The 19,736-nt window shown below is 35.8% G+C and carries 21 protein-coding genes; 9 read left to right on the forward strand and 12 right to left on the reverse strand.

Translation table 11 applies throughout. The annotated features are described in order from the left end of the window. The first annotated feature begins 1 nt into the window (after position 1). Entirely contained in the window at positions 2-451 is a 450-nt protein-coding gene (locus tag ACNFU2_RS20585; protein WP_273647301.1) for a hypothetical protein, read from the forward strand. A 113-nt stretch (positions 452-564) separates the two neighbouring features. On the opposite strand, the gene ACNFU2_RS20590 is transcribed toward ACNFU2_RS20585, so the two are convergent. Continuing rightward, positions 565-1,029: a hypothetical protein gene (locus ACNFU2_RS20590; RefSeq protein WP_273647302.1), complete on the reverse strand. Its 465-nt coding sequence runs from the start codon at positions 1,027-1,029 to the stop codon at positions 565-567. 513 nt (positions 1,030-1,542) lie between these two features. Between ACNFU2_RS20590 and ACNFU2_RS20595 the strand changes: the two genes are divergently transcribed. From ACNFU2_RS20595 to ACNFU2_RS20615, 5 genes are all read left to right on the forward strand, one after another. Continuing rightward, on the forward strand, positions 1,543-2,175 hold the full coding sequence (locus tag ACNFU2_RS20595) for a hypothetical protein (protein WP_273647303.1): 633 nt from the start codon (positions 1,543-1,545) through the stop codon (positions 2,173-2,175). A gap of 449 nt (positions 2,176-2,624) precedes the next feature. After that, complete coding sequence (locus ACNFU2_RS20600) at positions 2,625-3,062, forward strand: hypothetical protein (RefSeq protein ID WP_273647304.1); 438 nt, start codon at positions 2,625-2,627, stop codon at positions 3,060-3,062. 16 nt (positions 3,063-3,078) lie between these two features. Then, positions 3,079-3,717, forward strand: a complete 639-nt coding sequence (locus tag ACNFU2_RS20605) for a hypothetical protein (protein WP_418122982.1) — start codon at positions 3,079-3,081, stop codon at positions 3,715-3,717. Positions 3,718-3,795: 78 nt separating this feature from the next. Further along, positions 3,796-4,146, forward strand: a complete 351-nt coding sequence (locus tag ACNFU2_RS20610) for an enoyl-CoA hydratase (protein ID WP_273647306.1) — start codon at positions 3,796-3,798, stop codon at positions 4,144-4,146. 76 nt (positions 4,147-4,222) lie between these two features. Beyond that, complete coding sequence (locus ACNFU2_RS20615) at positions 4,223-4,555, forward strand: hypothetical protein (RefSeq protein ID WP_273647307.1); 333 nt, start codon at positions 4,223-4,225, stop codon at positions 4,553-4,555. A gap of 87 nt (positions 4,556-4,642) precedes the next feature. Here ACNFU2_RS20615 and ACNFU2_RS20620 read toward each other — a convergent pair whose 3' ends face one another. The 8 genes from ACNFU2_RS20620 to ACNFU2_RS20655 all read right to left on the reverse strand — a co-directional run bounded on the left by ACNFU2_RS20620 (position 4,643) and on the right by ACNFU2_RS20655 (position 11,616). Next, positions 4,643-6,916, reverse strand: a complete 2,274-nt coding sequence (locus ACNFU2_RS20620; protein WP_172278308.1) for a cation:proton antiporter — start codon at positions 6,914-6,916, stop codon at positions 4,643-4,645. Between the two features lie 104 nt (positions 6,917-7,020). Next, positions 7,021-7,410, reverse strand: coding sequence for a hypothetical protein (locus ACNFU2_RS20625; protein ID WP_306611263.1), 390 nt, complete (start codon positions 7,408-7,410; stop codon positions 7,021-7,023). A gap of 107 nt (positions 7,411-7,517) precedes the next feature. Continuing rightward, positions 7,518-8,228 (reverse strand): LytR/AlgR family response regulator transcription factor, encoded by a 711-nt coding sequence (locus ACNFU2_RS20630; protein ID WP_273647309.1) that lies wholly within the window; start codon positions 8,226-8,228, stop codon positions 7,518-7,520. Then, on the reverse strand, positions 8,206-8,976 hold the full coding sequence (locus tag ACNFU2_RS20635) for a histidine kinase (protein ID WP_273647310.1): 771 nt from the start codon (positions 8,974-8,976) through the stop codon (positions 8,206-8,208). The genes ACNFU2_RS20630 and ACNFU2_RS20635 overlap by 23 nt, the downstream gene beginning before the upstream one ends. Positions 8,977-9,002: 26 nt before the next feature. Further along, positions 9,003-9,374: a hypothetical protein gene (locus tag ACNFU2_RS20640; protein WP_172277025.1), complete on the reverse strand. Its 372-nt coding sequence runs from the start codon at positions 9,372-9,374 to the stop codon at positions 9,003-9,005. Continuing rightward, a complete protein-coding gene (locus ACNFU2_RS20645; RefSeq protein WP_273647311.1) occupies positions 9,374-10,567 on the reverse strand; it encodes an alanine dehydrogenase in 1,194 nt (397 codons plus the stop codon). Before ACNFU2_RS20645 ends, ACNFU2_RS20640 begins: the two co-directional genes overlap by 1 nt. Before the next feature lie 71 nt (positions 10,568-10,638). Further along, the gene (gene tsaE / locus ACNFU2_RS20650; RefSeq protein ID WP_172277031.1) at positions 10,639-11,046 is read right to left on the reverse strand and encodes a tRNA (adenosine(37)-N6)-threonylcarbamoyltransferase complex ATPase subunit type 1 TsaE; all 408 of its coding nucleotides are present in this window, start codon (positions 11,044-11,046) and stop codon (positions 10,639-10,641) included. After that, positions 11,047-11,616 (reverse strand): hypothetical protein, encoded by a 570-nt coding sequence (locus tag ACNFU2_RS20655; RefSeq protein WP_273647312.1) that lies wholly within the window; start codon positions 11,614-11,616, stop codon positions 11,047-11,049. 183 nt (positions 11,617-11,799) lie between these two features. Here ACNFU2_RS20655 and dnaG point away from each other — a divergent pair, with 183 nt between their 5' ends. The 3 genes from dnaG to ACNFU2_RS20670 all read left to right on the forward strand — a co-directional run bounded on the left by dnaG (position 11,800) and on the right by ACNFU2_RS20670 (position 16,303). Then, positions 11,800-13,782, forward strand: a complete 1,983-nt coding sequence (dnaG, locus tag ACNFU2_RS20660; protein WP_273647313.1) for a DNA primase — start codon at positions 11,800-11,802, stop codon at positions 13,780-13,782. A gap of 118 nt (positions 13,783-13,900) precedes the next feature. Continuing rightward, positions 13,901-14,587 (forward strand): ATP-dependent Clp endopeptidase proteolytic subunit ClpP, encoded by a 687-nt coding sequence (clpP, locus tag ACNFU2_RS20665; RefSeq protein ID WP_007842699.1) that lies wholly within the window; start codon positions 13,901-13,903, stop codon positions 14,585-14,587. 453 nt (positions 14,588-15,040) lie between these two features. Then, positions 15,041-16,303 (forward strand): esterase-like activity of phytase family protein, encoded by a 1,263-nt coding sequence (locus ACNFU2_RS20670; protein ID WP_273647314.1) that lies wholly within the window; start codon positions 15,041-15,043, stop codon positions 16,301-16,303. Positions 16,304-16,411: 108 nt separating this feature from the next. On the opposite strand, the gene tpiA is transcribed toward ACNFU2_RS20670, so the two are convergent. Genes tpiA through ACNFU2_RS20685 form a run of 3 tightly spaced genes read right to left on the reverse strand, consistent with a single transcriptional unit; the run spans position 16,412 to position 19,720 of the window. Next, positions 16,412-17,170, reverse strand: a complete 759-nt coding sequence (tpiA, locus tag ACNFU2_RS20675) for a triose-phosphate isomerase (protein WP_172277043.1) — start codon at positions 17,168-17,170, stop codon at positions 16,412-16,414. A 14-nt stretch (positions 17,171-17,184) separates the two neighbouring features. Beyond that, the gene (locus tag ACNFU2_RS20680) at positions 17,185-17,589 is read right to left on the reverse strand and encodes a hypothetical protein (protein WP_172277046.1); all 405 of its coding nucleotides are present in this window, start codon (positions 17,587-17,589) and stop codon (positions 17,185-17,187) included. A 4-nt stretch (positions 17,590-17,593) separates the two neighbouring features. Then, on the reverse strand, positions 17,594-19,720 hold the full coding sequence (locus ACNFU2_RS20685; protein WP_273647315.1) for a S9 family peptidase: 2,127 nt from the start codon (positions 19,718-19,720) through the stop codon (positions 17,594-17,596). Positions 19,721-19,736 lie beyond the last annotated feature (16 nt).

Here is a 19,736-nt window from a genome sequence, read left to right on the forward strand (position 1 = left end):
TATGAATTACTATGTTAATATTCATTCTGATACTTCAGAATTTTTTGAAGGTAATAAGTTAATTTTAAAGGTGATCTTTGGACGCTTTTATTTAAATAAAAACAAAATTTTAGGAGTTGACAATAAAGAGTTGTTGGTTTTTAAAACGTTTAATTTTTTTTTTAAGAAAAATATTAAAATATTAGATCAAAATTTAGATAAGACTCTTTCAGTAAAAAGAAATAGCCTTGTTATAAATAATAATATACTTTCAATAAAAGAGAAATTTAATATATTAGGGAAATATGAAGCGATATGTTTGTTAAATAATAAAAAAATTGGATCAATAAAAGATGAATCAACTTTTTTTATGAACAAATACGTCCTAGTATTTGACAGAGAAGATGAATACAACTATTACTTTTTACTATTATTTGCTATGCTTTCAGTAGGATTTGCAGATCCGGCATAAAAATACAAATGCGTAAAAAGGTTATCTACAAAACGTAGATAACCTTTTTAAATTTTTATATACAGCGCTATTTAGAGTTTTTATTTCTACAAAAAGATCCCTATTATTTTCCTTTATTTTATTATCTTATTTTTGTCTACATCTAAATTTATTTCATAACCGATAATTTTTATACTATCAGTCTCTTTCTGTAAGGAGAAAATTTCAAAAGTATTGATTTTATCTCTTTTCACATAATATGACAATAGATATTCAGCTTTAGAGTTTGTTCCTTTTACAACACTTGTTTCCCATTCATATAATGAATAATTTGAACTACTTCCCGCTTCTTTATTAGTCCAATCAATCATTCCAATTAATTTATCTTTACTTGTTGCTTTAAAAAATTTTGCACTAAAAAGCTTCAAAATTTCTTCTTTTCTGTTTGCCTTAATTAAAGAATAAAACTTTTGTGTAATCTTTTCAGCCTCTTTTTTATCTTCTTCTCGGTTTTCATATATATGATTAAAGTTGCAACTAGTTATCAGTAAAAGTACTAAGATTAAAAGAGAGCTCTTTATATAGTTTTTCTTAAACATAAGCTATTTTATAATATTCAAAGTTATGAACAATAATTTAAAATGAATAATTATTTATTAAATATAGTTGTTATTATGAAGTAATGATTTTTCCAGCTTATACCTGTTTGTTGATACATTTATGGTCACCCTGCTGGCGCGAGCGTCACGCTGGTGTCTTAATAAATTAGATTAACAACTCATAATAAATCCGAGAAAATACCTATTTCTCGGATTTTTATTAAGGTTGTTTTTAGAATTACACTATTTATGGTCTTTAAAGGTTTTTGAGCAAAATTAAATTACATCCATCAGAATCCTATTGAAAGTGGTTTTGTAACAGAACCTTATGAATGAAAATATAGCAGTGCAAGAAATTACTATAATGATGATCATGAAATTTTGGAAATAGATTTAAATTTGTAATTAGTGAAGAGGCAACGAGCGTGACGCTCGCACCAGCGTGGGGTTTTTAGTTTATGGAACAGGAACAATGATTTATGATTTAACAAATGAACCTTAATTAATAAGAAAATGCAAGAATATAATATTACTATTTTTAAACAATCTAGAATTTTGTTAAGTCTTTTTTTAACGCCAATATTTTTTGTAATTGCAATCTTTATTGGAGCTGAAACCAGCTCTTTTATTATTCCAATTCTTTGTTTTACTTTAATCCTTATAACAATGTATTATTTTGCAAGTGGAAACCTCAAAATAATAATTAAAACTGATAACGAATTAGTTTTTGAATGGAAAAAGAAATTTATTTTTAATTTTAGATCTCCTATTTCTATTAAAATTAGTGATATCAAAACCGTTGTTTTAGATGACGATCAATTTTTAAGAAAAATTATAACAAATGTTGATACTATTTATATTAATAATTCCAAGATTAAATCTAAAGATGCGGACAAGTTTATTGACAAGTTAAAAAATGAAGTTAAAAAATACGATATTAGAATAATTGATAGTTGGGATGAACTTGTAGAAAAAGGATATATTAGGTTGGCTTATATAATTAATTCTTTTGTTTTATTGGTATCAATTATAGTAGTTATAATTTTTACAATATTAAAAGGATTTAATCCAATTTCATTTTCTATCTTACTATTGTTTATACCGCAAATGCTTTTATATAGTAAACAAATGAAGAGTAAAATATAATTCCCCTGTTGGCGCGAGCGTCATGCTCGTGTCTGAATAAATTAAATTAGATTAACAACTCATAATAAATCCGAGAAGGTACACTTTCTCGGATTTTTGTTTATAGTATTTAATATTAAATGAGTCTGAAAGTAGCCTTTAGCAGAAATTAAATTACATCCATCAGAATCCTGTTGAAAGTGGTTTTGTAACAGAACTTTATCAATGCAAATATAGCAGTGAAAGAAATTACTATAATGATGATCATGAAATTTTGGAAATAGATTTAAATTTGTAATTAGTGCATGGGGGTAGCGGGGATTGGAGCAGGAGCAAGAAAAATATCTATTTATGATTCATCAGTAATTAATCAAGGATTTTAAATCCAAATATAGCACAACGATTCGGTTATTCATTCGAGAAGGTTGGAAATGGAATTATTTTGCAAAAAACTTTAAAATAATATTTAAATGATAAAAGATAAATCATCAATATACCTTTCAATTTTCAAAAGAAAAGGTGGGGAAGGGATTAAAACTAAAATTATTAATAGAGATAATGAGAATCAATTCAAGACATTGTTTTCAAATTTATCTGATCAAGAAAAACCATTAATTACTTTTTTTGAAAATATTTCAAATTGGATTTTATTGACTAATAATAGAATTATTATCAATAAGCAAGATAGCTTTTCATTTGTAAAAATAGATGAAATTATAGAAGTTGTTCCAGCCTTAAAAGAAGAATTGAAAAATGACATTTATTTAAAAAATAATTTTACAAAATTAAAATTGGGATTAAAAAATAATGATAATGTTATACTTGATTTAGAGCAAGGATTGCCATACGAAGGTTTATATCAGGTTTTACATTTTATTAAAAGCGATAATATTAGTTCCCTCTTATAAACTGGCGTTAAAACTTATGGTTGGTAAAATAAAATATATTGGGATTTTTCTTGTCTTTTCCATATTTTTCAGTTGTAAAAAACAACAAGGGGAAAATATTTTAAAATTAGCTGAACTAAGTAATTACAAAATAATATCAAAAACAAGAATTAACGATTCTATTACGAAAATTAATGGAGAGAATAAAGAGTATACTCTGGAAGGTAATATAAATACTCATTACAACTCTAAGCAAGATTGGTGGAAATTTAGAAATAAAAGAACTGAAGAAAAGTATGAAATAGAATATATTTTTCTAAATAAACAGATTGAGAATCAAATTAAGATATATAGAGATGGAAAATTGTATGAAGATGCAAGTAAATTTTATACTAAATCATTTGATAAAGTTAGGTTCAATTTCAGTTTTTACTTTCCTGTTTCAAAATTTAAAACAAAATTAGTAGAGTTTAATTATACTATTTCTGATTCAGTCAGAAGAAAGATTATTAAAGAGGAAACATTAATATGTAAAGAAAATAATAGTTATTATTCTTGCTCTATTCCTATTAATGAGAATGAAAGTGTGATAGGTATAGTGACAAAATTTTCCGAGTTCAGTGATGACAAAAGTGATAGTATAATGCTTGCAGCAGATAAAATATTTGTGAAATAAATGGCAGCTGGCATTTTAAATGGATTCGTGCGGTAGCGGGGGGAATACGCTTTACCAAGATCAATATAAATTATTAATATGTTAGTATCTGAAAAAATATTTAGCTTAATAAAAAAAGAAAGGCAGATGTTGGGTGATTTTGAAAACTATAAAATTAAAATCAGCAATAGTGATAACTTTGATAGAGAAAATTTAATAGGAATATATAAGATTAGGCAATACACCGCTACAAGGAATGGTAATGTTAGGTTATCACAAGAATTAAGCAGTTTATTATTAAGCTTGGAAAATTATTCTGAAAGTAAATTAAGATTTGTAAGCATAACAGGTGAAAAATATTATGGTATGTTTTATCTGAGTGAAAATTGGCATGAAGTTATTGGATACTTTGAAAGTGAACTTGATGAGAATGGAAATATAATAAATTAATAAAATGGCCCCTGCTGGCGCGAGCGTCACGCTCGTGCCCGAATAAGATTAACAATCTATATATAAATCCGAGAAGATGGAATTTGATAAGATGAGGGATCAACTCAATGTTTTATTTGAAAGGTTAGACTTTAAAACAGTTTCAACTTTAGATAACAAAGATTTTAGAACATTAGCGCATAATTTCTTCATAGGGATAAACCAACTTAGAGATGAAGGCTTAACCTTAAATGATGATTTTATAAAATTTGTCAATAATAAACATATTGAATACGATCATGATGATTATGGAAGTGATTTAATATATAAGGAAAGGATGCAGGATATCCTTTCCGAATTAACAGAATTCTGCTCACCTCCATGGTTCTGGAATACCCCATTAGAAGAGTATCTGGCTCAAAAATGGTAAATTTTTAACTTCGAATAAACAAAAAAGACCGGCTCTACAGCCGGTCTTTTTTATAGGTACGAACCATACAGTTGCTAACCGAACCTGTTATGGATTGGATATAATAAGAGCAGAAGGTATATCGGATAGCCAGATACTTTTGGTATCGATTAATCCTTTCCAGCTTTTACTGCTGATGAGCATCAGATCCTGGGAATTTAAAAACTCCTTTTCGATCTTTTTCTCGTTATATAGGGTGATATGATTAGGGGCAACCTGTTCAATGCTTCTGATGAGTTCTTTCACCTCGATATTATTCCGGATCTGTCCTGCGACATCCAGAATGATGATCTGTGAATTATTATTGTTGATCAGTCTCTTGGCATATTCCAGCAGGTAAAAATCGCTGAGGTTGAAGATCGGAACAAATACTTTATCCGCACTTTTGAAATCTTTTTCTACCAGAACTCCTACCGGGATATTGGTTTTATCAAGGATTTGTAAAGTAAAATCGTCAAAAGGGGAGTTGTTGAAAATATATCCTTTTCCTTTTACGGTATTCAGGAGTTTTTCCGGGTTGATGATCTTCGTGGTGAAACCCAGCAGCCTGCCTAGTAGACTTCCTTCATACATCGATTTTCCAAGCATGATCAAAAGGAGGTCGTAGTTTCCTTTGTTTGAAATGCTGGTAAGATCGTTTTCAATATCCGTAGATGCTTTGAAAAGGGTAGTGACTTCAAGTTTCAGGTCGTGGGAGGTTTCGATTACATTTTTAAACTGCTCATTCTCGTATTCATTGATGTCATAGGCATGCATTTCCTCCACAGGAGCAATATTCATGGCAGTAATGCTCTTATTGCCATTCATTTTATTGGTAAAATCATGGGCGAGTTTTAATAAGGTACTTCCCGATTCAGGATTGTCAAAGGAAAGCAAAACACGATATTTCGAATCATGATGCCCATTTGGGATATTTTCATCCTTTTTAGATTTAAAAAGATAATTGAAAAAATCCAGTGCCGGTCCGGTCATAAAGGTAGTGAACAAAGCCATGATCACCAGCATGGCGAAAATTTCGGGACCCAGAACACCGAGGTCATATCCGATATTCAGAACGATAAGTTCCATTAATCCCCGGGTATTCATCAAAGCACCGATTGTTAAGCTGTCTTTCCAGTTGATCCCGAGGAATCGTGCAGCTAAAGCACTTCCTGCAAATTTTCCGGCTACAGCAATCAGAATTATAAATCCGGCTGTCATCCAAAGGTGTCCGTCATTGAGCAGTCCGATCTGTGTCCGAAGTCCTGTAAATACAAAGAATAAAGGAAGTAAAAGAACCAGGGCCACATCTTCGATCTTATCGATGAACATCGTACGGAATTTAGCGTTCTCAGGCATAATAGCTCCAGCCATAAAAGCTCCGAACAAGGCATGGATTCCGATCACTTCCGTTACATATGCAGAAAGAATAAGCGTTAAAAAAAAGATGGCGACCATCGGTTTGTTGATGGTGTTTTTACCTGCCTGCAGATCACCGATCCTTTTGAGGAACGGCCTTACGATCTTGATCATAAAAAAGACATAACCTATAGCCATTAAGATCACATAGATCGAACTGGCAAAAGATCCCGCTTTTACAATAGCGATCACGGCTGCAAGGATACACCATGCGGTAATATCATCTGCTGCGGCACAGGTGATAACGATGGTTCCCAGTTTGGTTTTCTGCAGATTTCTCTCCTGGACGATCCTTGCCAGTACCGGAAAGGCGGTAATGCTCATTGAAATAGCAATAAATAAGGCAAAAGAAGTAAACTGGATACCATCCGGTGCAAATTCCTGATAGATGAAATAGGAGAGTCCGATACCCAGTGCAAAAGGAATAATGATACTGGCGTGGCTGATCACTACGGCATCATGTGCCTTTTTTCTTAAGACGCTAAGATCAAGTTCCATACCAACGATATACATGAACAGGATCAGCCCGATCTGGCTTAAAAACTGTAAATTCCCAAGGGATTCTTTTGGAAAAAGAAAGGATGAAAACTCCGGAAAGTACATTCCCAGTAATGAAGGTCCCAGAACAATACCGGCAATCATTTCTCCGATCACCGTCGGCTGCTTTATTTTCATGCAAATCCATCCGAATAACCGGGCGACCAGGATGATGGTAACGATTTGTGCCAGCAGTAAAGCCAATGGATGATGAAGGTTGGCTTTAAACGATTCTATAAAGTTATCCCAGGTAGATCCTGAACTTGTTTTTACAACAAGATTTTCTTTTACCTCCAATGTTTGTCCTTCAATAATGAAGAAGTACATCAGGCAAGAGAAAACAGCGATCGTAACTGCATAAAAAATAATATTTCTGTATTTCCCCAAATTCATAATCCGTTATTTTAGTGTAAATTTCTAAAGAATATATGGATGACAGATATTATTTTTTGTAAAATGTAATAAATGCCATAAATAATGTAATGAAAAATCTATTTTAAAGAATATCCAAGCCCAATTCCTACTTTCCAGCTGCCATTTTGTGTCGAAGTCTTGGTATTATAGTACACCGGAACCTGAAGGGCTATCTTTTTGTAGACAAAAGTAAATCCTACACCCAGATTAGGAGTGATAGCGCTGTTTTTTGTCCCTTCTGAACGATCTTCTCTGATCCGTAGGGAAGGAAGCATTCCTACAATAAATCTTGTATGGCGCCAGGTCATGTTGATATTTGGTCCCGTAAAATTGATGAAAGCCCCATGATCCACATATCCGGCTGCTGCCACTCCGTCAAAAAATGCGGCTTTCACTTGAGAAGTAGATTCCTGGGAAAAACAACATCCGGATATGAGAATTCCACATGCATAAAAAAATCTTTTCATGATCAATCATTTAATCAGGGGCAAAAGTACACGGACTGATTATTGTAAAAAGGAGCCTGTAATGAAAGACCTGAATTCTGCAGCGAAAACCGGATCATTTGAAGGATCTATTTTCCGAACATTTCCATCAGAGCGCTTTTATAGGTATCTCCGATCTGAAGTTTCAGGAAATTGTCATCTTCCGCAGGAATTGTGGTAATGATCTCGTTGGTTGAAAATACTTTGATGGAAGACAACGCGATGATCTCTTTTTTATTGACCTGGGCGAAATCTTTAGCAGGAAGCATGTCAAGAAGATTTTTAAAATTGAGGTTTTTAAGGACGATATTGGTTCCGTCGTTGAGAATAATATCTTTATCGCGGCTGTCGATCTCCGAGGTTTTAATGTAAGCAATCTGCTCTGTGAAAATGATGGTTTTCCCGATATTCGTATTCCATTCGATAAAGTCTTTCTTCTGCGGGCTGTTGACCAGTTCCTTCGCCTTTTCAAAAGCCTGAATGAGTCTTTCTTTTTTAATAGGTTTACGCACATAATCCACCACATTAAGATCGAACGCTTCGGCGGCATATTCTTTATAGGCTGTCGTGAAAATGATCTTTTTAGAATCTGAAATCAATTCTGCTACCTGAAGTCCCGTCATTCCCGGCATTTCAATGTCCAGGATGCATACGTTGCAGTCAATGGAATGGATTTCGCTGAGGAAAATTTTAGGATCGTTAAAAGCCTTTACCACCTCTACATGATCAATCTGTTCACATAGAAGCTTTAAATAGCTTATCGCCAGCAATTCATCATCAAGAATAACGCACTTTATCATAGAACTCTCCTAAATTAATTTGTAATTCTGCTGTGAAGATCCCGTTTTTAGAACTTTTTTGAAGCTGATAATGCGTGTTATAGATCATCTTCAGCCTTTGATCCAGGGACTGGCTTCCGAATCCGCTTTTTTCTTTTTCCAGAACGTTTTTCAGCGAAGCCTTGTTGATCACCTTCATGGTGTAGATCCCGTTTTCCAGCTCCAGATATATGGATATAAAAGAATCCTGGGCTAAAAAATCCGTATGTTTAAAAGCGTTTTCTATCAGGTCCACAGAAATCAGCGGGGCAAATACTTTCTCTTCAAAGATACGGTCGGATTTATCGATTCTGGATTTGATCCTGAAATCAAAAAGGGGGTTGATCTTGATCTTATTGATTTCAATAAGGCTTAAGGCAAAAGTGAGCTCTTCCTTCGGGCTTACGAATTTATTATTGCTTTCGTATAAGATATAATCCAGCACGTTCGCCAGCTTATCAAGGGACATATAGGTCTGGTAAGCGTGAGACTGAACGGAATTGAGGATATTTTTAAACAGATGCGGATTCAGCTTGGTACCAATGTGTTCCAGCTGAACTTCATTCAGTCGCTGCTCAATCAGCTTATTCGTTTCCGACAGCTTGGTATTTCGTTGTTTGAATTTTTTATTCTGGCCAAACAGGTAGATGCTTACCGTAAGAAAAAAGAAAATAGCAAAGACTCCAATGAATATCAGATAATCATGAATCATGTAATAATTGCCATCCATGGTTGTTTTCTTTAAATAATACCTGCTTATTTCAGTTTTTTAAGGCTGTTCAGCGTTACCGTTTCTTCACATTTTTCATATCCGATCTCGTAGGTCGGATGGGTTTCCGGATAGATCAGTATATATTCCGGACATGGTTTTTTTTGAGCATGGCTGCGGTCGAAATCTACTTTTCCTTTGGTGATAATACTGTCTTTCAGAAATTTTTCATCAATCTTTAAGGTTTTCATTTCATTACTGAATGTCTCTGAATACTTAAAATCCTTGGAAAGCGTTTCAGCAATAACACGGCTGTTGGGCAAATATCCCGAGCAGCTTGCCCCTTTTTTGTTTAATATAAAAAATACAATAATAAGCCCCGGAATAAGGCCGATTAAATAAAACTTCAGTTTTTTCATTAGAAAATTAAAAGATTGATATCATGATAAGTAAGCCCGAAACGGTCGCAGATGATCTTTTTCGTATGTCTTCCTTTATACATATAAAGACTTTGCTTCATTTCATTTTTGCGGATCAGCATATTTTCAAAGCCACCTTCCTCATCGTAATTTAAAATGTAGGATAAAAAGAAATTAGAAATAGCCTTTGTTGTCGTTCTCGGCATTTTTGACGTAAGATTCGGAAGACCGCAATGGATCACTCCGTGTTTGATAATATAAGGCTCATCCATGGTGGTAAGTTCCGAAGTTTCGATCACTTTACCATTGTCGATGGTGATATCTATGATTACACTTCCTTTTTTCATTTTCATTACCATATCTTCCGTAACGATCGGCTGCATATTCAATCTCGGAAGGGCTCCGATCACAACATCTGCACGTCTTAAAGCTTTACCCAGCTCTTTAGGATCGATAATAGAAGTAGGAACACGGCTGTCTACAATGGTATGAAGTCGGCGTAGTTTCGATAGGGAATTATCAAAAACCCTTACGCTAGCTCCTAAACCGATAGCTGCTTTGGTGGCAAATTCGCCCACGATTCCTGCTCCAAGGATCAGGACTTCCGAAGGTCGCACACCTGTAATTCCACCCAGCATAAGGCCATTGGATAAAGCCAGCAATTCCGATGCATACAGGATGGAAACGGTTCCGGCAATTTCACCTACCAGTCTTACCAGGGCAAGCTGCTTGTATTCGTCGATAATAAATTCGAAAGCGATTGCATTGATTTTTTTCTCAGCAAGCTTCAGGAAATATTCTTTCTCTCTTAAATTGATCTGAAGGGCAGAAACCAGATACGTATTTGGCTTCATATAATCAATTTCTTCCTCAGTAGGAGGGTTGATCTTTAAAATCAAATCCTGTCCGAAAGCTTCTTTGGGATCTGTAGTGATCTTTGCTCCTGATTCGGAGTACTGTAAATCTGTAAAAAAAGATCCTACTCCGGCACCCGATTCGATAATGATTTCGTGGCCGTGATCTACCAATACCTGCACTGCATCAGGAGTGATACAGGTTCTTCTTTCGTGAAGACACGTTTCTTTGGGAACACCAATACTAAATTGTTTACCCTTCTTTATAACTTCCAGTTTTTCCTCTTTCGGCATCAATTCTTCTTCAGTAAAAGGAGTGAAAATATTTGTAGTACTCATTCTTTACATTAATTATGTCTTACAGATAAATGTTTTTATAATCAAATTTAGTAAGCAAAGATACATAATATTTACTCGAAAGTGATTTCTCTGCTTTCACCGGTATTTAAAATGCTCATTGAGTGATATTCCAGGCCGTACAGCTCTTCTTCATATACTTCCGGCCATTCGATAATGCATAGATAAGCATTGTCCAGATATTCCTCAATACCGATATCATACACCTCGTCAATATTTTTCAGACGGTAAAGATCAAAGTGAAAAATTTTTCCTTTCGGACTGCTGTACTCATTCACAATAGAATAGGTTGGAGAGCTTACCTCATCCTCACTTCCCAGGTTTTTAAGTAAAAACTGTGTAAATGTTGTTTTTCCTGCTCCCAGGTTTCCTTTTAGCAAAAGAATAGGGTGCTGCAATTGAGGAATAATTTTTTCCACTACAGCCTGCCAGTCTTCGATTTTATTGATTTTCAATTCCATTTATGATGTATAGTTTAATATATTGTTTCGGGCTTCCTTGGTCATTAAACCCTGTTCTATGTAAAAGTTAAGCTGATTGGATATTTGTAAAAGTTCTCCTGGTTGTTTTATCTGAAACAGAACTTTCCTTTCCTCATTATCCAAAAGTCTGATTTTTAAATAATTATTGCAGCCTTGGGAAAAAGCACCGTCAGCACCGTTCCTGATAATGAACCTTCCCTTATGATCATTTTGTACTATTTCCACATACTTTAGATTTTGCGTCAAAAAAACCTCATTGTCGACGGTAATTTTTTCTTTTTCAAAAATAAGTTTTCCTTCCATTCGACCTTTTAGCTGTTCCGGAAACCAGACATTAATAAAACCTCCGATGAAGGCAATAAACATAGGTATTCCTATGATCCATGCGAACCAGCCTGGAATTTCCTTTTCCGGAACTTTGAGTATATAAAGCACAAAAGCAACAGTCAGGAAAGGGATACCTATTAAAATATAAATTATTCTTTCCCTTGTCCATACAAAACCGTTGGCAGGTTTGTAGATATTAAAAGCTTTATAATCTTCAGCCATACATGAAACTTTTATTGAGAATGCGTTCAACCAGGCATTCTGTCATTCATCCGGGTGTCATTTTTCATTTGTCAAATTTAGCCTAATTATTTTATTTAGATCGAACACGAATTTTATCAATTTTAGGAATTTCACGAAGGGGGATTTTTTTGTTTTACAATAGAAATATTATACTTTTACACCATGATTTCCAAACAGACCATTGATAAGATATTCTCCACGATCCGGGTAGAAGAGATTGTGGGTGAATATGTGCAGCTGAAACGGGCAGGGTCTAATTATAAAGGACTCAGTCCCTTCCACGAAGAAAAATCTCCCAGTTTTGTCGTTTCTCCGAGTAAGCAGATCTGGAAGGATTTCTCTACAGGAAAAGGAGGAACTGCGATTTCCTTCCTCATGGAAATTGAAAACTTCACCTATCCCGAAGCGCTTCGCCATGCTGCCAAAAAATACGGAATTGAAATTGAAGAAGATCAGCGCGAGTTTTCTGAAGAAGCTAAAAATGCCCAGTCTGAAAGGGATTTATTATATAAAATTCATGAAGTGGCCAATGATTACTTTCAGAATTTCCTTTGGGAGGCTGAAGAAGGAAAATCCATTGGACTCGCTTATTTCAGGGAGCGTGAGCTGAAAGATGATATCATAAAAAAATTCCAGCTGGGATATTCTCCTGAAAAGAAAAATGCCTTTACGGCGTATGCTTTAGAGAAAGGATATTCTAAAGAAATTCTGGAGAAATCAGGACTCTCTATTTTTCCTGAAAATGCACCGAATGGAATTGACCGTTTTCGTGAAAGGGTCATCTTTCCGATCCATAGTTTCTCAGGAAGGGTATTGGGTTTTGGTGCCAGGATCCTTAAGAATAATGTAAAAACAGCAAAATACCTCAATTCCCCGGAAACGGAGATCTATCATAAATCGAATGTCCTTTATGGATTAAACCAAAGTAAGCAGGCTATTTCCAGGAAAAACGTCTGTCTCTTGGTGGAAGGATATATGGACGTGATTTCCCTTCATCTTTCCGGAATTGAAAATGTGGTGGCAAGCTCGGGAACTTCCCTGACGACAGAACAGATCAAACTGATCAAAAGACTAACGGAAAATGTAACCATTCTCTTTGATGGAGATAATGCCGGAATTAAAGCCAGTTTCCGGAGTATTGATATGTTGCTGACAGAAGGAATGAATATCCGAGTTCTTTTATTTCCTGAAGGAGATGACCCGGATTCCTTTGCCAGAAAACATCCGCAGGACTATGTGGAAAAATTCATCGAAAATGAGGCGATGGATTTTATTGATTTTAAAGCTGAAATTCTTTTAAAAGAAGCAGGAGGCGATCCTATTAAAAAGGCCGAAGCGATCAGGAACATCGTTAAATCCGTAGGGTTTGTTCAGAATGCCTTGAAAAGAGAGGTTTACTTAAAAGAAGTTTCCAATAAATTCGGACTTTCCGAACAGAGCTTGTTTAATGAACTGGATGTTCAGAGGCAGATTACCCAAAATCAGAACCAGCATGTTCAGCAGCAGAAAGAAAATGTTCCCGTTAAAATGGATATTGTCCCTCCGGATGAGAATAAAGGGGATCCTTTTCTGTATGATGTCTTGTTTATGGAGAGTAAGCTTGTAGATCATATGCTGATGTTTGGAGATGTTGTTTTAAAAAGAACGGACGCTAATAATGAGGAGTATCAGATCACGGTCATTGAAGAAATTCTGCACCATTTTGAGGAAGAGCAATATCAATTTTTGGTAAAAGGAAATGAGATCATCATTAATCAGGTAAAAGAAGGCATCCAGCAGGATGAACTGAGAAGCGGGAATTTTTTCGTATCTTTTATGGACGAGCAGATCACCTCGAAGGTAGTAGATGCGTTAATTCCATTGGATGAGCTTGAAAACTGGGCTTCCCGGAATATTTATCCTCCCAATTACGGGGATAAAGTGGCAGAGCAGATTAAAGGTGACGTCTTGCTGCATAAATACCGGTATATCGACTACCTGATCAAAGAAACGGCTAAAGAGCTGGATCAATACAGTGGAAAAGATGAAGGAAAATATTTTGAACTGATCAAAAAGATCACCTTATTGAAACAGGCGTCAATGAAACTCAATGATATTATCGAATACTCACCCATTAAAGGGATTTATAGAGACAGTAAAAGATAATTTTCAGACAAACTGTTGGCGGGGCACCAATCATTTCTGACAAAAAGTCCTATAAAATTTTAGGAATAAAAGTTGTAATTTAAACTTCAGAAAAATTTAAAATAATACCAATAGAAATATGGACATTAAAAAAGAATTCAGAGATTTCTCTGTAAAGCATTTAGGAAACAGCGGTTTGGTTACCGATCAGTATATGGGGATGTATGGTCCAACGAATCTTACGCCTTACATTATGGAGGAAAGAAGATTGAACGTTGCTCAGATGGACGTTTTCTCCCGTTTGATGATGGACAGGATTATTTTCCTTGGAACCGGAATCGATGACCAGGTAGCTAATATCGTAACAGCACAGCTTTTATTCCTTGAAAGTGCTGACCCTTCAAAGGATATTCAGATCTATATCAACTCTCCTGGTGGTAGTGTATATGCAGGTTTAGGTATCTATGATACGATGCAGATCATCAAACCGGATGTAGCGACAATCTGTACAGGTATTGCTGCTTCAATGGGAGCTGTATTGTTAGTTGCCGGAGAAAAAGGAAAACGCTCCGCACTTAAGCATTCAAGGGTAATGATCCACCAGCCTTCAGGAGGTGCACAAGGTGTTGCTTCTGATATGGAGATCAACCTGAGAGAGATGTTGAAATTAAAGCAGGAGCTTTACGATATCATTGCAGAGCATTCAGGACAAACTTATGAGTGGGTTGAAAAATCTTCTGACAGGGATTACTGGATGACTTCTGAAGAAGCTAAAAACTACGGAATGGTAGATGAGGTTTTACAGAGATCCAAAGAGAAAAAATAAGTTTCTTTAAATACTAATGAAAGCGCACCGATAGGTGCGCTTTTCTTTTTTTATAATAATCCTATGTCATTAACTACGTCTGATCTTCGACTTGAGAACGGAGCGCATATGAAGTGAAGGAATCTAACACTATATGTCTTTTTTTTAACCACAAAAGTCACAAAAGTTTTTAAACACGTTAGCTGTTTTTAAGGACCAGAATGCTGTATAGAAAATACACTTAAGTTTTAAAAAAATCTTTGATTTTTTGACAGCGACCTGGGAACCGGAAACGTTAAAAAAATGAATCCTATAAACGTTAAGAAAATTCTACTGTCTGAGGGAGAAGTAAATATTAAATCTTGAACCTTTGTTTCAAGATAAAGAAATTAAGTCATATTTAAAATACAATTATTATTCAATTCAACATTAGTTCACAATCGCTGTTTACATTCGCAACCATAAAAAGTAATCATGAAAAAACTTCTTCTTTCATCTCTTATCCTAGGAACTTTATGGTCATGCAACAATGATGATACGGTAAATAACCAGGACATCAATTATAATAAACTACCACAGGAATTTCCTTTTACAACGGTTGCTACGATCAATGGAGTCGCTGTAATTAATGGTGGTTTCGGTTCCGGAGCAACAGCCCATCCTACCCGTAAAGGAGAATTTTATGTGATCACGGACCGTGGTCCCAATACCGCTTATCAGAATGGAATTAAATTCCTCATTCCCAACTATACACCCACGATCATGCATTTTAAGATCAATTCTGATGGAAATATTGAAGTACTGAAGTATATCAAGCTTAAAAATCCTTCGGGACAACCTATTACAGGACTTCCAAACCCTCAGGGAATGGGAAGTACGGGTGAAATTGCTTATGGTGTCAATGGAAATGTATTGGGGACTGATAATTACGGATTGGACAGTGAGAGTATTGTAGCTGCTGCTGACGGCACGTTTTGGGTGTCTGATGAATATGGACCTCACATCGTTCATTATAATGCGGATGGGGTGGAGATGGAAAGGATCAGTCCTATTGGAGTGAATACAGGAAACAGGAAATTGCCTGCCGTTTTCGCAAAAAGAAGACCTAACCGGGGAATGGAAGGAATGTGTATGACTCCTGACGGAAAGATGCTGGTGGGAACGATGCAGTCGACCATGTATGTTCCTACCAAAGCTCTCGCTACCAATACTACTTTAACAAGGATTGTAACGTTTGACCTTGCAACCGGGCAGACAAAACAATATTTGTATAAGCAGGATGGGGGAGCATCCGATTCCGTTTGTGATATCACGGCGATCAGTAATACTGAGTTTTTAGTTATTGAAAGGGACGGAAAATTCGGTTCTCAGGGAGGACTGAAGAAAGTATACAGAATTAATCTTTCCGGCGCATCAGATGTTACCGGTCCCGATCTGGCGGCTGTTGATGGGCTAAAGATTAATGATAAAGCTTTGGAACAATCCACATGGGCTGAGATTGATGCTGCCGGGTTAAAGCCGGTTTCCAAGACTTTAGCTGTGGATCTGGTTGCTAAATTGGGATATGAACACGACAAATTCGAAGGAATTGTTTATCTGGGAGGAAATAAACTGGCTGTTTTCAATGACGATGATTTTGGCGTTACCGATGATGGAAACGGAAACCCGAAAGCGAAGATTCTTCCTAAGACAGGAAAAGTAGATAAAGGAACAATGTATGTAGTCGATATTCAGTAATCATATTTTTAAAAGAAAAGCGGCGGAATACAATTCCGCCGCTTTTTATTTTTATGATATTGATTCAGTAGAGCATCTAACCTCTAACCTCTAATATCTAAAATCTAACTAATTAAAGGCCTCAATAATTTTAGAGAAATCCTCCAGTTTTAAAGCAGCTCCGCCAATCAGTCCACCATCGATATCCGGTTGGGAAAAAATCTCTTTAGCATTATCCGGCTTCACTGAACCTCCGTAAAGGATCGAAACTTCATCTGCAACTTCTTGCCCATACTTTGCAGCAATGATACTTCTGATATGTGCATGGATTTCCTGAGCTTGCTCAGGTGTAGCCGTTTCACCGGTTCCGATTGCCCAAACGGGTTCGTAAGCAATTACTACTTTTTTGATTTCCTCTGCGGAAAGGGTAAATAAAGCCACTTCAGTCTGGTTTTTTACCACTTCAAAGTGCTGGCCTGCTTTTCTCTGTTCAAGTGTTTCCCCATTGCAGTATACAGGAATTAAACCTTTATCAAGTGCTAACTTAACCTTTCTGTTGCAATGTGAATCTGTTTCACCGTGGTATTGTCTTCTTTCAGAGTGTCCGATAAGTGATCCGGTCACATCAATGGATTCCAGCATATCTGCAGAAAGCTCTCCTGTATAGGCTCCGCTTTCATGCTCGCTCATATCCTGGGAAAAAACTCCGATCTCATCCTTTTCAAAGATGTCTTTTGCCATCATCAGATACAATGAAGGAGGAGCGATCCAAACCTCACAATTCGTCGGGTTATTGTTTTTATAACTAAGTAATTGAATCATTAATTGCTGAGCATCAATTACATTTTTGTTCATTTTCCAGTTTCCTGCAACGATCTTTCTTCTCATAATTATTTTACTATTTAATCTTCTTTTATTTTAGTGTCTATAAATGTGTAGGTGTTATCTTTTTTACCCATTAATTCAATTGATTGGAACTTTACATTACCGTTATCCAGTACTTCATAATTGTACACATCAATCACCTTATCATAGTTATGAAGTTCATAATATTTTCCGGATTCTGTCCACCAGCTGCCATTTTCAGTTTCCTGTTGTACGTTACCGTCCTGATCAATAGCAACAAATAAAAGCATGCTTTTTCCGTTTTCCATCCTGCATGAAACCCAGTACTTTGAGAAACCTTCGATCTGTTGGTTTTGTTCAGAACCCTTATAACATCCTACCATCTTTGGATCGTAGGTTTTTTGTTGTGCTGTTAATCCTATTCCAATACAAAATAAGGATATGGCAAATAGTTTTTTCATAAAATTATTGATTAATTCCTTCTAATTTAAACATAAAGGCGTACACCAAAGCAGTATCCTTCAGGTAGTCGAATCTTCCAGAAGCACCTCCGTGACCATAAGCCATATCAGTTTTTAAAAACAATACATTTTTATCTGTTTTCATATCCCGTAATTTTGCCACCCATTTTGCAGGCTCGAAATACTGTACCTGTGAGTCATGCAATCCTGTTGTTACCAGAAGATTGGGATAATTTTTCTTTTCTACATTTTCATAAGGCGAATAGGATTTCATATAGAAATATGCCTCTTTATTATTGGGATTTCCCCATTCATCATATTCATTGGTGGTTAATGGGATGCTTTCATCAAGCATGGTATTCACCACATCTACAAACGGAACGTGAGCAATAACTCCATTCCAAAGATTCGGGCTCATATTGGCAATCGCTCCCATTAATAAGCCTCCGGCGCTTCCGCCCTGAGCATACATATGCTTTGGAGAAGTGAATTTTTCCTTTACAAGATATTCTCCAGCATCGATGAAATCCGTAAATGTGTTCTTCTTTTTCATCATTTTACCATCTTCATACCACTGCCGTCCCATCTCCTGACCTCCACGGATGTGAGCCATCACAAAGACAAATCCTCTGTCTAAAAGGCTTAATCGGGTAATGCTGAAAGAGGCATTGGATGAATTTCCGTAAGAACCATAGGCATAGAGCAACAGCGGATTTTTTCCGTCCTTTTTTAACCCTTTTTTGTACACAACTGAAAGAGGTATTTTTGTGCCGTCTTTAGCGATAGCGAAAAGTCTTTCTGTTACATAATTATCCTTATTGTAGCCTCCTAAGATCTCCTGCTGCTTTAAAAGAGTTCTTTTCCCTGTTTTCAGATCTTGTTCAAACTGGGAAAGCGGCGTAATCATAGACGTGTATCCGAAACGGAAATTGTCCGTATTGTATTCCGGGTTTCCTGCCGGAGAAACGGTATAAGTAGGTTCATCGAATTTTACAAACTCTTTTTTCCCGGTTTTCCTGTCATAAATGACCAATTGGGAAAGCCCATTTTGCCTTTCGCTAAAAACCAGGTAATTTTTAAATTCCGTAATGCCCTGTATTAAAACATCTTTTCTGTGGGGAATAAAATCTTTCCAGTTTTCAACTCCTGTTTTGGTTAAGGGAGTTTCCACGACTTTAAAATTAAGGGCATCTTTGTTCGTGGTGATCAGGAATTTATTCTCTAATGGTGTTACATCGTATAAAACATCCTTCATCCGTGGCTGAAATACTTTAAATGTACCATTAGGATCATCTGCATTCAGGTATCTTGTCTCGGAAGATGTAGTGGCAGTAGAATAAATCATAATGAACTTCTCATTTTTAGATTTTCCTACCCCGATGTAATTGGATTTATCCTTTTCTTCATAAACCACCACATCTTTACCAGGATCTGTTCCGAGTTTATGCCTCTTGATTTTTTCAGACAAAAGTGTTACGGGATTATTCTCAGTATAATAAATGGTTTTATTATCATTAGCCCATATTGCCTCACCTTCGGTATTTTTGATGCCCAGATCGGTTGTTTTTCCTGTGGAAAGGTCCTTTAAAAACAATTTATACTGCCGTCTCGAAACATCATCCACACCATACACCAGTTTTGTATTATCCGGGCTTATGTTGAATCCTGCTGCTGAATAATAAGGGTGTCCCTCAGCAAGCTGGTCCACATCCAGGAGTATTTCTTCAGGTGCCTCAAGACTACCTTTCTTTCTGCAATATTTAAAATACTGTTTTCCCGTTTCAGTCCGTGTATAATAGTAATATCCGTTTTTGAACGAGGGAACCGATTCATCTTTTTCTTTGATCCTGGATTTCATTTCCTGGAAAAGTTTTTCCCTGAAAGGTTCCGTATCCTTCATCATTCCTTCCCAATAGGAATTTTCCGCCTTCAGGTAATCAACAACTTTTGTGGAGTCTTTTCCTTTTTTGAAGTAATCGATCATCCAGTAATACGGATCATTTACCTTATCACCGTGTATCGTTCTGATGTGTTCCTGTTTCTCTGCAACAGGAGCCTTAAGATCAGGGAATTTTTGAGATTGAAGGGTAGAAGCACTCATGATTAATAGTCCTAGATATAATTTTTTCATACTCATATTGGTTTTT

The sequence above is a fragment of the Chryseobacterium sp. PTM-20240506 genome, from assembly GCF_048296755.1.
GTDB lineage: Bacteria > Bacteroidota > Bacteroidia > Flavobacteriales > Weeksellaceae > Chryseobacterium > Chryseobacterium proteolyticum.